Genomic DNA, 12,753 nt, shown 5'->3' on the forward strand with positions numbered 1-12,753 from the left:
GAACATGAAAAAATATGTATTGCTGCTGCTGATTTGCCTGCAAGGCTTAACGCTTTTTGCAAAAGACTACAAAGCCTCTACATTTGGCATCCATTCAGATGGGACCACCTTAAATACCAGATCTATACAATTTGCAATTGATTACATCAGTGCTAATGGCGGTGGCCGCCTGGTGTTTTATGTAGGCCGTTACCTGACCGGTTCGGTGTACCTGAAGTCCAATGTTACCCTTCATCTGGAAGAAGGTGCCGTATTACTGGGCTCATTGAATCCTTTTGACTATGACAGAAAAGGTTTTTCGGCACTGGTTTTTGCTTTTAACCAGCAAAATATTGGCCTGACCGGACTGGGCATTATTGACGGACAAGGAAAGTACCTGGCCAGAAATGTAATTGACCAGATCGAAAAAGGATTGATCAAAGATGCCTATACCCATAGCCGGCCTTCTGCGGAAAACCGGGCCATGCTGGTGAATTTCAGGGAATGTAAAGAGGTAACGGTACGCGGGGTGACCTTTCGCAATTCGGCCAGCTGGACCCAAACCTATGATCAGTGTAAAAACCTCACCATTGACAGCATCCGGGTAGACAATACGGTGTACTGGAATGAAGATGGGGTGGACATTGTCGACTGTGAAGATGTTAAAATGACCAATTCTTATATCGATGCAGCCGATGACGGGATCTGCCTGAAATCGCACGATGCCACCAAAGCCTGCAAAAATATCCTGATCAGCAACAACAAGATCCGCTCGAGTGCCAATGGCATTAAGTTCGGAACAGTGTCTGCGGGTGGTTTTGTAAACATTAAAATCCTTAATAATGTCGTGTTTGATACCTACCGTTCGGCAATTGCGCTGGAAGCTGTAGATGGAGGGTATATAGAAAATGTGGAAATAGACGGTCTGCAGTCCATCAATACCGGTAACCTGATTTTTCTCCGGACAGGAAAACGCTGGGGGGAGGGAAAAAGCCGTATGAACAACATCCGCATCAGTAATGTAACGGCAGACATTCCTGCAAAAAAACCAGATGCCGGTTATGGTTATGAAGGACCGGAAGAAGACGAGCCCAGAAATATTTCACCAGCCATTATTGTGGCAGGTATTCCCGAATCAGTGATTTCCAATGTCAGTTTTAAAAACATCAGTTTCCGGCATGCCGGTGGTGGAAATATACAATATGCCAATGTGCCACTGGACAAACTGGAGCTGATTCCCGAACTTCCGGCCAAATACCCCGATTTCTCTATGTTTAAGGAGCTGCCTTCCTGGGGAATTTTTGCCAAACACGCCAAAGGGCTGCAGTTTTCGGGCATCAGTATGGAATGTGAAAGAAAAGATTTCAGGGTACCTGTGGTTTTGGATGATGTGCAGGAAAGTACTTTTTCGGGGCTAAAAATTAAGCAAGCAGGAAAGAAAAAAGACATTCATCAAAATAATACTAAGGGGATACTGTTAAAGTAAGTATTTTTATACCAGATCCCCGATGCCTATGCCTGCCGGTAACTGATCCCGGCAGGCATAGCCTCTTAAACCTACTAACAAAACAAACAGATGAAAAGAATTTTATTTGGTCTTTTTGGTCTTTTTTGTGCTTCTGGTCTTCAGGCACAAAAACAAGCCTATCAGTATGTTAAGCCTATTATTGGTACAGAAAAGATGGGACATACCTATCCCGGTGCCACCGTGCCTTTTGGGGCAGTACAACTCAGTCCGGAAACCGATACCCTTTCTTACGAGCTGAATGGTAAATACAATGCAGATGTTTATAAATATTGTGCAGGTTACCAATATGCCGATAAAACCATCGTTGGTTTTAGCCATACCCATTTCAGTGGCACCGGACATTCTGATCTGGGCGATTTTCTGATCATGCCCACCACCGGTAAACTTCAGCTGAACCCGGGAAGGGCAGACCAGGCCCGTAGTGGTTACCGCTCTGCCTATTCGCATCAAAATGAGGTTGCCCAGGCCAATTATTATAAAGTAAAACTCGATGATTACAACATCACCGCAGAAATGACCACCAGCCCAAGGGTAGGATTTCATCAATATACTTTCCCCAAATCAGAGCAGTCGCACATTCTGCTGGACCTGATGAGCGGGATCTATAATTATGACGATAAGAATGTCTGGACCTTTGTACGGGTGGTCAATGACACCCTGGTTACAGGTTATCGTCAAACTTCCGGATGGGCAAGGACCAGGACGGTTTATTTTGCAATGACCTTTTCGAAACCTTTTGTCGGTTATGGACAGAAAAACTATGATAGCAAACAGGTATATAAAGGCTTTTGGGGTAAATTTGACCAGACAAAAAATTTCCCGGAAATCGCGGGCAGAAAAATCAGGGCCTATTTTGATTTCAAAACCCAGGAAGGAGAAAAAATAAAAATCAAGTTTGCCCTCTCGCCGGTGAGCCAGGAAAATGCGCTGAACAATTTGAAAGCAGAAATACCGGGCTGGGATTTTGAAAAGGTAAAAAATGAGGGACAGCAGAGCTGGAACAAAGAACTGGACCGGATCAATGTGCAAACCCTCAACGAAGACGATAAGGTAAATTTTTATACCGCCATGTATCACGCTTTTATCAATCCGACCATCTACACCGATGTAAACGGGGAATACAAAGGACTGGACCAGAATGTTCATAAGGCAAGTGGCTTTACCAATTACACCACTTTTTCTTTGTGGGACACACACCGTGCCCTGCATCCCTTCTTTAACCTGATCCAGCCAAAACGCAATGCAGATATGGTTTCCTCTATGATGGCCCATTACGACCAGAGTACCCTGCATATGTTGCCGATCTGGTCGCATTATGCCAATGACAACTGGTGCATGAGCGGTTACCACAGTGTCTCTGTGATTGCAGACGCCATTATTAAAGGTACTTATACTGGAGATGCAGAAGCTGCATTGAATGCCTGTGTGACCACAGCGAAACACCGCAGTTATGAGGGCATCGGAGAATACATGGACAGGGGGTACATCTCTTCAGAATCTAACCGGACCTCTGTTTCCAATACCCTGGAATATGCTTATGACGATTGGTGCATTGCCCAGCTGGCCAAAAAATTAAATAAAACAGCCATTTATGAGGAATTCATCAAAAGATCTCAAAACTGGAAAAATGTTTATGACGCCAAATCTGGTTTTATGCGACCTCGCTTAAAAGACGGCAGCTTTAGAAAAGAATTTGATGTACTGACCACCAATGGACAAGGTTTTATAGAAGGGAATGCCTGGAATTTTAGCCTGTATGTTCCACACAATCCTGCAGAAATGGTGGCTTTAAGGGGTGGTAAAAAACATTTTGCTGCCCATTTGGATTCTCTGTTTACCATGCATTTACCGGATGAGTTTTTTGCAGAAACCGAAGACATTACCCGCGAGGGGATCATTGGCAATTATGTCCATGGCAATGAACCTGCACATCATGCGGTGTATTTGTACAATTATACCGATGCCCCCTGGAAAACACAGGACAGGGTGCGCATGATCCTGAAAAAAATGTACCTGCCTACTTCAGATGGCCTGGGCGGAAATGACGATTGCGGACAAATGAGCGCCTGGTATATTTTCAGTGCACTGGGCTTTTATCCGATGGCCCCGGGTTCGCTGAATTACGAACTGGGTAGTCCGGCCATTGTCCATGCTGAACTGAAACTGGAAAATGGTAAAACCTTTAAAGTGAATACAAAAAACCAAAGTGACAAAAATGTATATGTAGAAAAGGTATTATTGAATGGCAAAATACTGGACCGCAAATACATTAGCCATACAGAAATCATGAATGGTGGAGAAATCACCTTTTTTATGTCTTCAAAACCCAAAAAAGATTAAACAATGAAAAAAATCTGTGTTCTTTTATTGCTTTTAGCGGCGTTCCGTGTCAGTGCGCAGGAAAAAAATACGGCTCAGGATACGCTGTTTACCACGCAGCATTATGTGAAAGCAGAGCTGAGGATTCCAATGCGGGATGGTTTAACGTTATTCACAACGGTGTACAGCCCTAAAGATAAAAGTCAGAAATACCCGGTTATGCTTTGCCGTACCCCTTATAGTGTTGCCCCTTATGGCGCCCAGAAGTTTAAAATCCCAGCGGGCCCAAACCGGCTCTTTGACCAGGAGGGTTTTATTTTCGTTTACCAGGATATCCGCGGAAAGTATATGTCAGAAGGGGATTTTGTGGCAAACCGGCCCTATATCCCGGGCAAAAAAAGTAAAAAAGAAACCGACGAAAGCTCAGATACTTATGATACCATAGACTGGCTGCTGAAAAATGTAGAAGGCAATAACGGGAAAGTTGGGATCTGGGGAATTTCCTCTCCTGGTTTTTACGCCACCTCTTCTTTAATTGATTCGCACCCTGCTTTAAAGGCCGTTTCGCCGCAGGCGCCTGTAACCGATTGGTTTATGGGCGACGACCGCCACCACAATGGCGCTTTTTTCCTGATGGGCAGTTTTTCCTTTCTTTCTTCTTTTGGAAAACCAAGAGACAGTATGAGCACCCGGGGGCCTGCTGGTTTTTCAGACTATAAAACAACAGATGGTTATCGTTTTTACCTGGACGCAGGACCGCTTATAAATTTTAACGATCGTTTTCTGCATGGGACCAGTACCCTGTGGAACGAAATGATGGAACATGAAAGCTATGACGACTACTGGAAAAGTAGAAATCCCTTACCTCATCTGAAACAAGTGAAACCAGCGGTTTTGACCGTGGGGGGCTGGTTTGACCAGGAAGACCCCTATGGTCCGCTCAAAGTTTATCAGGCTTTGGAAAAAGCAGGGCCAAAAAATGAAAATATACTGGTCATGGGCCCCTGGTACCACGGCTCCTGGTCCCGCAAGGACGGAGATGTTTTGGCTGGTGTAAACTTTGGCAGTAAAACCGGTGAAAAGTACAGAGGGGAAATAGAGTTGCCTTTTTTTAAAAGCCAGTTGAAAGGAACAAAAGAAGAAAAATTACCCAAGGCCTATATTTTTGAAACCGGCTCTAGCCGCTGGAAAAAATACAGCCAGTGGCCGCCTGCTGACACCAGGGAACAGAATTTATATTTGCAGGAAGGAAATAAGCTCTCTTTTAAAGCACCGGAAAACAATAGCGGAGCTTATGCAGAATACCTGAGCGATCCGGCCAGGCCTGTTCCTTACAGTGCTGAACGCCGTGTGCTCAGGGGATTTGAGTATATGGTCGAAGACCAGCGCTTTGCCTATATGCGGCCGGATGTGCTCAGTTTTGAAACAGAAGCGCTGCAGGAAGATGTAACCATTGCCGGTCATTTGACGGCAGACCTTTTTATTTCTTCGACCGGAACAGATGCCGATTTTATTGTCAAACTGATTGATGTGGCACCTAATAATGGTTACCAGCTGATGGTCAGGGGAGAAGTGATGCGGGCCAAGTTCAGAAATGATTTTTCCAAGCCCGAAGCCCTGGTTCCGGGAAAAGTGACCGAAGTCCGTTTTGATATGCAGGACGCGGCACATTCTTTTTTAAAAGGCCATAAAATTATGGTTCAGATCCAGAGCTCCTGGTTTCCGCTGGTGGATAGGAACCCGCAAACCTTTACCAATATTTACAAAGCGTCAGCCGGTGATTTTCAAAAAGCGACCCAAAGGGTATACTTTAGCAGAAGCGCTGCCTCACACATAAAACTCCAATTGATACCCAATACACCTTAACAAAAAATGAGCACACCTAGAAAAATAATTACTTCTTTTTATACGGTACTGATCCTGGTCTGGGGTCTGGGCACACCGGTTTTTTCGCAGGAAAAAGCCTATGCCAGAAGCGTGATCAAAGCCCTGACTTCCCCTGCTTTTAAAGGCCGTGGATATGTGGAAAAGGGAGACAAAACCGCCTCGGCTTTTATTGCTGCAGCATTTAAAAAGTCGGGCCTGCTTCCCTTAAACAAAGGATCTTATTATCAGGATTTCAATTTACCTGTAAATACCTTTCCGGGCAAAGTAGAGGTTAAGCTGAACGGGCAATTGCTGGTTACGGCAAAAGACTATCTGGTTGGGGCCAGCAGTCCGGCTGTGCATGGCCATTTTAAGGTAATTCCGGTACGCAGGCAGGACATTAGTACCGACCAGGAGCTGAATGCCCTGGTGCTTAAAGCGAAGGATGCTTTTATTTTGCTCGATGACAGGCCTTTGGAAAAAGAATCTGCAGAAGCGCAAAGAAGCATTTCTGCAAATGTAAGGGCTTTAAAAACCAGTGAGAACCTCAACTTTAAAGGCCTTATCATTTTCACGAAAGAGAAACTGACCTGGACAACGCTGACCTACCAGACCATCCGTCCGGTGATTACCATAAATAAGGCCGATCTGGACCCTGCTTCCATCCATCAAATTGATGTCAATGTAGATGTGAAGTTTATCCCTGAATACCAAACCAGAAATGTTTGCGGTATGATCAGGGGAAGTTCTGGCACTGACTCTACCATTGTGATCTCCGCACATTTTGACCATTTGGGGCTGCTGGGCAAAAAAGTCTATTTTCCCGGGGCAAATGACAATGCCAGCGGGGTCGCGATGCTGTTGAGCTTTGTAAAACATTTCGCCAAACAACAACCCAAATACAATACCATTTTCCTGGCTTTTTCGGGGGAAGAAATCGGCATACTGGGTTCAAAGGCCTATGTTGAAAATCCTTTGACCGATTTGAGCAAAATCCGTTTTATGGTGAATTTTGATTTGGCCGGTACAGGGGAAGAAGGAATTAAAGTGGTAAACGGAACGGTTTTTAGAAAAGAATTTGACCGCCTGGTCCAGTTAAATGACCAGTATAAACTGGTGCCTAAGGTCGAGATCAGGGGAGAAGCCTGCAAGAGTGACCATTGCCGGTTTTATGAAAAAGGGGTTCCGTCTTTTTTCATCTATACCCAGGGTGGAATACAGGCCTATCATGATATTTATGACCGCGAAGAAACCCTTCCACTAACGGAATTTGATCATTATTTTGAGCTGATGGTTCGATTTTTTAATTCTTTTTAAAACTACTTAAATGAAAAGGGAGCGTTTTTTTGATCACATCTATGTAGACGGTTATTCTGCAACCCCTAAATACCTGCAGCTGACCAATTCCATCATCAGCGCCATTGCTGCGGGAAAAATCAAAAAAGACCAGATGCTGCCTTCCATTAATGAACTGAGTTATGAGCTGGAAATTTCGCGGGATACGGCAGAAAAGGGCTATAAACATTTAAAAAAAATAGGGGTATTGGGTTCTGTTCCTGGTAAAGGTTATTATATCATCAGTACCGATTTTAAGCAGGACCTGAAAATATTCCTGTTGTTCAATAAACTCAGTGCGCATAAAAAAATTGTATACGATGCTTTTGTGAAGGCCATTGGAGAGCATGTTGCCATAGATTTTTACATTTATAACAATGATTTTTCGCTCTTTAAAAAACTATTGGTCAACAGCAACAATGACTATTCCCATTATGTCATTATCCCGCATTTTCTTGAAGGCGGGGAAAATGCAGGGGAAATCATCAACAGCATTGCAAAAGACAAACTGATTCTGCTCGATAAGCAGATCCCGGGTGTAAATGGGGAATATGCCGCCGCCTATGAAAATTTTGAAAAGGACATTTACAATGCCCTGGACCAGGCCCGGCAGCAGCTCAGTAAATACCATACCTTGAAAATCATTTTTCCAAAAAGAAGTTATTTTCCCATAGAGATTTTAAAAGGCTTTTCCCTTTTTTGTCAGCAGTATGCCTTTAACTCGAAAGTGGTGTACAACATTCAGGAAGAGCCCATCGCGGAAGGAGAAGTGTATATTAACCTGATGGAAGATGATCTGGTGGTCCTTATTGAAAGGATCATTGGAATGAAACTCAAAATAGGGCGTCAGATTGGCATCATTTCTTACAATGAAACTCCTTTAAAAAAAATCATCCTCAGTGGCATTACCACCATTTCTACAGATTTTAAGAAAATGGGGCAGCTGGCTGCGGAAATGGTACTGGAGAATTCAAAAAAGCACGTTGAGGTCCCTTTTTACCTGACCATGAGGTCTTCTCTGTAAAAACAGCCCGAATGCGTTAACCTACATCAGCGGAAAGGCCCTATATTTGCGCCTCAAAATCAAACAACCATGTGCTTAAATAAAATTGTCCTCCCCGCTGTTTTGCTGGGTTTTTCTCTGTCAGCCAATGCCCAAAAGGGGCAACCGGCTATTTTTCAGAAGGACAGTGTCAATAAACTGAATGAAGTGATCGTGAAGGAAAACCGCATACAATTGCCTTTTTCCAAACAAAACCGCAACATCTGGATTCTGGACAAAGAGAAAATAAAAAGCCTGCCGGCCAGATCTGTTGCCGAACTATTGAGTTATGTTTCCGGTGTCGATGTCCGGCAAAGAGGTCCCGGAGGACAGCAGGCCGACATCAGTATGGACGGGGGAACTTTTGATGAAACCCTGGTGCTGATCAATGGGATTAAAGTTTCTGACCCCCAGACGGGCCACAATATGATGAACCTGCCCATTACCATGGATGACATTGACCATATTGAAGTACTCAGGGGATCTGCCTCCAGAATTTATGGCATCAATGCCTTAACCGGGGCCATAAATATCGTTACCCGTACCCCACAATCTACAGGGCTTTCGGCAGGTGTGTTTACCGGAAGTAGTTTTAAAAAAAATGAAGCCACAGGGAAAATCTTTGCCAATTACGGTTTGCAGGCTCATGGCAACCTGGTATTGAAGGGCTCCAGTCACCTGCTTTCCCTTGGACAGGAAGCCGGAAATGGCTACCGTTACAATACCGCTTTTAACAACCAGAAAGTGTATTACCAAGGAAAAATGGCAGTGGGAAAAACCGATCAGCTGGATGTGATGGCGGGTTATACGCATAACAATTTCGGCGCAAATGGTTTTTATTCTGCCCCTGGCGATAAAGAGTCGGAAGAAACCGTTAAAACCACATTGGCTTCTGTTGCCTATACAACAAAAATTACGGAAAACTGGACCATGGTGCCCCGCATAAGTTATCGTAATAATGTTGACGATTACCTGTACATTAAACAAAGCCCGGATAAATTCCATAACCATCACCAGACCAATGTGTTTGATGCCGAGCTGAACAATACCATACAAACAAAAATCGGTACTTTTGGATTGGGACTGGAAGGCCGGACAGAAAACATCAACAGTACCAATTTGGGTAAAAGAGACAGGACCAATGCCGGACTTTTTGGAGAGTATAAATTTGAACCGCTGAAGCGCTTGCTGGTCAATGTAGGGGCTTATGCCAATTACAATTCAGATTATGGATGGCAGGCTTTTCCCGGACTGGACCTGGGGTATAATTTTTATGGCAATTGGAGGGCATTTGCCAACCTGGGGACCGGACAGCGCCTTCCAACCTATACAGATTTATATTATAAGGGGCCGACCAATATCGGAAATGACCAGCTGCAACCTGAAAAATCCAAATATGCAGAAACAGGAGTTAAATTTAACCAGCAGGGTTTTGCCTTTAATGTCAGTTATTTCTTTCGCCGGATCAGCAATTTCATAGACTGGGTGAAGGCCAGTCAAACCGATCCGTGGCAGCCTCAGAACTTTAGCCAGGTGGACACCAAGGGTTTTACCCTGAGCGCAGATTATGCCCTGAAAAGCAATAGCCCTGATGTGTTGAGCGGTCTTCGCCTGGGGACTTCCTATACCCATCTGGAGCCTAGTTTTAAAACTACTCTGGAAAGTGCTAAATTTTCCCGTTATGCCCTGGAAAGCTTAAGAAACCAGTTGAGCGGAACCCTGAATGCCGAATTTTGCAATCTGCTTTCCATTACCCTTACGGCCAGGTACAACCAGCGGATCAATTACAAAGATTATACGGTGCTGGACAGCAGGATTACCTTTAAACAAAAACACTACAGCATCTATGCAGATGGCGCAAATCTTTTTAATGTACAGTACATTGAAGCCGGCGCAGTACCTATGCCGGGAAGCTGGTTTACTTTAGGCGTAAAGGCAGGAATATAAGGCTTAATGTTCAAATAGCAGGATCTTTTTGTTTTCAACTGAAACCCGGGAACCTTCTGCAAGCATGACCGAATCGGGTGTCTTTTGATTTAAAAAAGCAAAGTCTTTTCCATAGTTTAATTCGAAATCCACTTCGATCTGATAATTTTTAATGAGGTAATGTGTCCATTTGGGATGCTTTACCTCATATTCAATGGTTTTTTGGGGATGAAATAAGGAATAGCCCCAGTAATGTTCGGTAATGAATTCTGTTCGCGAACCAGGTTCTATGTTTAAAGCCGGCAGGGCGGCCTGCAGGGAAAAACTTTGCCACTGCTGCTGGTTTTTCCACTGGTAACTGATTTTTAATTCCTCCGGGCTTTCTTCCCAGGAATGTTTCATGGGCATATGCTGGTAATGTTCCTTATAAAAAGTATTTGCAATAAAGGCCAGGGCATATTTGGGGACAATTTCTTTGATAAAAACCACACCTCTTTTCCAGTTTTCCCCATTGGGGTAACGCACATAAAAGCGCAGGTTCACTTCCTCGAAATTGGAGTGAAAAGGGACCCGAACCCCCTTTAGCCGGGTGTCTTTAAATAAAAAACCAATCAGGCTTACATAACAGTGCCCTTCCCAAAAATCGAGTGTTGTTCCTGCGGGCAGGTGCTTTGTTAAAATGGCAGGATCAATTGCATAATTGGCTATGGCCAGTTTTTTCCATTCGGCGGTCAGAAAACTCATTGCTTAAAGCTAGTTATTTTTGAGCGGATAAGAAATTCGGTGGGGGTTTTGGCGGATATTAGAGTTTTGACGGAACAAATCTGACAGACACCAGTTCGGGGATGCGCCTGATCAGGCTCCTGCGGAGCAGCCCAGCCAATATCCCCTCTCCGGTGCCGCCAGTATTTGTTTAAAATTCAGTACGGAATTTTACTCCATTTCCGGAGGTTTAGTCCTTTGGCTAAAACACCTGCAGTGATACTTCATTATGGGTTAAAATTTAAGGAACAGTTCAGGTGTCTGAAGAGCGGATATTGGCTGGGCTGCACGCCTTTGGCGGGCCTGATCAGGCGCATCCGCGAAGCAGATCATCTGAACTGTTCTTCTGCGGATCATTAGAATCTTATCACAAGAATTGCATATAAAAACGGCTGTCTGAAACTCAGACAGCCGTCAGCTTAGGGAAATTTTAATAACCCGGATTCTGTTTGAACCCGGTATTGCCAACACTTTTGGCGATCTCAATTTCCGATTGAGGGACCGGCCAAATGGTATCCCTTAAAGGGAAAGTCCGGAAAGCATTGTTCGGGTCTTTAATGGTTGGAATAATAATGCGGTCAAAACGCCACCTTTTCAGGTCAAAAAAGCGCTGCCCTTCCAGGGCAAACTCAATCCTTCTTTCATGACGGATTTTTGTCCTCATGTCCGACTGGGACAAGCCATTTGGCAGGCCAGGTAGATTTACTCCGGTCCTGGTCCTGATTTTATTAACGGCATCGTAAACGGTCAGGTCAGGTCCGCTGAACTCATTCTGGGCTTCTGCATACATCAGCAGCACATCGGCATAACGCATCAGCACCCAGTCCTGATCACTTTGGGTGGCATAAGTAGTTGGGAAACGGGTAGGGTCAATGCCTTTTCGTGGCAGAAAACCGCTGGGTACCGCTGCGGCAGCCGGGTCAAAGGCTGTAGCAGCAGTGGTGCCCCTCCAGTCCCCGGGTACAATAACAGTCATTTTTAATCTGGGATCACGGTTGATGTAGGGTGTTGCAGCATTGTATAAAGGAGAGCTCTGTATCGATAAACCATCTGTACATTCGTAGTCATCGACCAGGTATTTGAGCACGTTCAGCGAGTTGGTGTAGGAAAATACCCAATCCTGAGGGCTGTAAAAGCTTGGAGGGGAGTACCGGGCCGAAAACATAATTTCCGGGTTGTTGTTTTGACCAGGCTTCAGGAACAGACTGCTGTAGGTTCCGGCCAGACCAAACTTGTTTTCGGTCATCACCAGTTTTGCAGCATCCGCAGCTTCTTTGTATTGTCCGTTGGCCAGCAGTACTTTTGCTTTGTAAGCCAGGGCTGTGCCCCGAACCGCATGCCCGCTGTAAGGGGTGTTGGGTAAATTAGCCGCGGCATAGTTCAAATCTGCCAGAACCGAATCCACTACAAGGCTTTTCGGCGAGCGGGGAACGGTAATACTGGCCTGGTCAAAGCTTAGTGGTTTAAGGGTCAGCACACAATCGCCATACAATTGCGACAGCAGGAAATAGTGATAGGCACGGATAAATTTCGCCTCTGCGATGTACTGGTTGCGGACGGTTGCCGACAAAGGGATGTCGTTGATCCTGACCAAAAACAGGTTGCAGGCAGCAATGGCCTGGTAGCTGTATTTATAGGCGTCAGAAATGATACCGGTGGTGGTGGCCTCAATATTTCCGGTCGCCACGTTGAGGAAGTTTCCAGCGCTGGAATTGGTATAACCATTATCGGTTAAGGATTCCCAGAACATATAAGCCCCGCCGAAACCGGCACCGGCATTACTCACACTGGTGGCATTGTTTCCGCGGCATAAAAAATTATAACAGCCGGCAAGGGCCAGGTCTGCGTCATTCTGGGTTTTCCAGAATGTATTTTGCGACAGTTGGGCCAGCGGGTCCTTCTGAAGGAAATCCTTTTTACAGGAGCTGAACATGGCCAGTACCGAGAGGATTATGGAAAATACAATTAATCTTTTCATCTGTTGATTTGTTTTAAT

At 44.8% G+C, this 12,753-nt stretch carries 8 protein-coding genes; 6 read left to right on the forward strand and 2 right to left on the reverse strand.

Annotated features, from left to right (window positions below):
- Positions 1–4: 4 nt before the first annotated feature.
- The 6 genes from B0O44_RS17105 to B0O44_RS17130 all read left to right on the forward strand — a co-directional run bounded on the left by B0O44_RS17105 (position 5) and on the right by B0O44_RS17130 (position 10,016).
- Positions 5–1,465, forward strand: a complete 1,461-nt coding sequence (locus B0O44_RS17105; RefSeq protein WP_245943687.1) for a glycoside hydrolase family 28 protein — start codon at positions 5–7, stop codon at positions 1,463–1,465.
- 90 nt (positions 1,466–1,555) lie between these two features.
- Positions 1,556–3,847, forward strand: a complete 2,292-nt coding sequence (locus tag B0O44_RS17110; protein WP_110833216.1) for a GH92 family glycosyl hydrolase — start codon at positions 1,556–1,558, stop codon at positions 3,845–3,847.
- 3 nt (positions 3,848–3,850) lie between these two features.
- The gene (locus B0O44_RS17115; RefSeq protein ID WP_110833219.1) at positions 3,851–5,692 is read left to right on the forward strand and encodes a CocE/NonD family hydrolase; all 1,842 of its coding nucleotides are present in this window, start codon (positions 3,851–3,853) and stop codon (positions 5,690–5,692) included.
- A gap of 6 nt (positions 5,693–5,698) precedes the next feature.
- Positions 5,699–7,009: a M28 family metallopeptidase gene (locus tag B0O44_RS17120; protein WP_110833222.1), complete on the forward strand. Its 1,311-nt coding sequence runs from the start codon at positions 5,699–5,701 to the stop codon at positions 7,007–7,009.
- A gap of 10 nt (positions 7,010–7,019) precedes the next feature.
- The gene (locus tag B0O44_RS17125) at positions 7,020–8,051 is read left to right on the forward strand and encodes a GntR family transcriptional regulator (RefSeq protein WP_110833225.1); all 1,032 of its coding nucleotides are present in this window, start codon (positions 7,020–7,022) and stop codon (positions 8,049–8,051) included.
- A gap of 69 nt (positions 8,052–8,120) precedes the next feature.
- On the forward strand, positions 8,121–10,016 hold the full coding sequence (locus B0O44_RS17130) for a TonB-dependent receptor plug domain-containing protein (RefSeq protein ID WP_110833227.1): 1,896 nt from the start codon (positions 8,121–8,123) through the stop codon (positions 10,014–10,016).
- 3 nt (positions 10,017–10,019) lie between these two features.
- Here the strand turns inward: B0O44_RS17130 and B0O44_RS17135 are convergent, their stop codons facing one another.
- Positions 10,020–10,739 carry a YqjF family protein gene (locus B0O44_RS17135; protein ID WP_110833229.1) on the reverse strand — a complete coding sequence of 240 codons (720 nt, stop codon included), beginning with the start codon at positions 10,737–10,739 and terminating at the stop codon, positions 10,020–10,022.
- Positions 10,740–11,187: 448 nt separating this feature from the next.
- On the reverse strand, positions 11,188–12,735 hold the full coding sequence (locus B0O44_RS17140; protein WP_170123363.1) for a RagB/SusD family nutrient uptake outer membrane protein: 1,548 nt from the start codon (positions 12,733–12,735) through the stop codon (positions 11,188–11,190).
- Positions 12,736–12,753 lie beyond the last annotated feature (18 nt).

The organism is Pedobacter nutrimenti, assembly GCF_003208655.1.
Classification (GTDB): domain Bacteria; phylum Bacteroidota; class Bacteroidia; order Sphingobacteriales; family Sphingobacteriaceae; genus Pedobacter; species Pedobacter nutrimenti.

Coding starts and splice junctions, on each gene's coding strand:
- B0O44_RS17105 (WP_245943687.1), top strand. CDS start 5: ATGAAAAAATATGTATTGCTGCTGCTGATTTGCCTGCAAGGCTTAACG.
- B0O44_RS17110 (WP_110833216.1), top strand. CDS start 1,556: ATGAAAAGAATTTTATTTGGTCTTTTTGGTCTTTTTTGTGCTTCTGGT.
- B0O44_RS17115 (WP_110833219.1), top strand. CDS start 3,851: ATGAAAAAAATCTGTGTTCTTTTATTGCTTTTAGCGGCGTTCCGTGTC.
- B0O44_RS17120 (WP_110833222.1), top strand. CDS start 5,699: ATGAGCACACCTAGAAAAATAATTACTTCTTTTTATACGGTACTGATC.
- B0O44_RS17125 (WP_110833225.1), top strand. CDS start 7,020: ATGAAAAGGGAGCGTTTTTTTGATCACATCTATGTAGACGGTTATTCT.
- B0O44_RS17130 (WP_110833227.1), top strand. CDS start 8,121: ATGTGCTTAAATAAAATTGTCCTCCCCGCTGTTTTGCTGGGTTTTTCT.
- B0O44_RS17135 (WP_110833229.1), bottom strand. CDS start 10,739: ATGAGTTTTCTGACCGCCGAATGGAAAAAACTGGCCATAGCCAATTAT.
- B0O44_RS17140 (WP_170123363.1), bottom strand. CDS start 12,735: ATGAAAAGATTAATTGTATTTTCCATAATCCTCTCGGTACTGGCCATG.